Raw genomic sequence first — 929 nt, 5'->3', positions numbered from 1 at the left:
CCCCCGATCCATCCCATCGGCACCACCTTCCGCAAGGGCCGCAACAACACCCTCAACCCGGGCCCGGAGGACGTCGGGGTGCCGTGGGCGATCGGGTCGCCCGAGGGCGGCCACGACGCGGTGCATCCGGACCTGGGGACCCTGGAGGACTTCCGGTGGTTCGTGGCCGAGGCCGGCCGCCACGGCCTGGAGATCGCCCTCGACTTCGCGCTGCAGTGCTCACCGGACCACCCCTGGGTGGAGAAACACCCCGAGTGGTTCCACCACCGCCCCGACGGCACCATCGCCTACGCCGAGAACCCGCCCAAGAAGTACCAGGACATCTACCCGATCGCCTTCGACACGGACATGCCTGGGCTGATCGCCGAGACGGTGCGGGTGCTGCGGCACTGGATGGACTGCGGGGTGCGGATCTTCCGCGTCGACAACCCCCACACCAAACCGGTGGTGTTCTGGGAGCGGGTGATCGCCGAGATCAACGCGGCCGACCCCGACGTGATCTTCCTCGCCGAGGCCTTCACCCGGCCCGCGATGATGCGCACCCTGGCCCAGACCGGCTTCCAGCAGTCCTACACCTACTTCACCTGGCGCAACACCAAGCAGGAACTCACCGAGTACCTCACCGAGCTGTCCGGCGAGTCCGCCGCGTGGATGCGGCCGAACTTCTTCGCCAACACCCCGGACATCCTGCACGCCTACCTCCAGCACGGCCACCGCCCCGCCTTCGAGGCCCGTGCCGTGCTCGCCGCCACCCTCTCCCCCACCTGGGGCATCTACAGCGGCTACGAACTCTGCGAGAACACCCCCCTCAAGGAAGGCAGCGAGGAGTACCTCGACTCCGAGAAGTACCAACTCAAACCCCGCGACTGGACACGCGCCGACACCGACGGCATCGCCCCCCTCATCACCCGCCTCAACACCGTCCGGCG

The 929-nt window shown here is 68.4% G+C and carries 1 pseudogene; it reads left to right on the top strand.

The window, feature by feature from the left end:
- Positions 1–929: pseudogene (locus KVT45_RS55030) on the top strand (alpha-1,4-glucan--maltose-1-phosphate maltosyltransferase); the annotation flags it as partial.

It is taken from the genome of Streptomyces sp. GbtcB6 (assembly GCF_019091475.1).
Lineage (GTDB): Bacteria > Actinomycetota > Actinomycetes > Streptomycetales > Streptomycetaceae > Streptomyces > Streptomyces hyaluromycini.
Note: the sequence above shows the minus strand (reverse complement) of the source record. Positions and strands in the feature narration are given on the sequence as shown.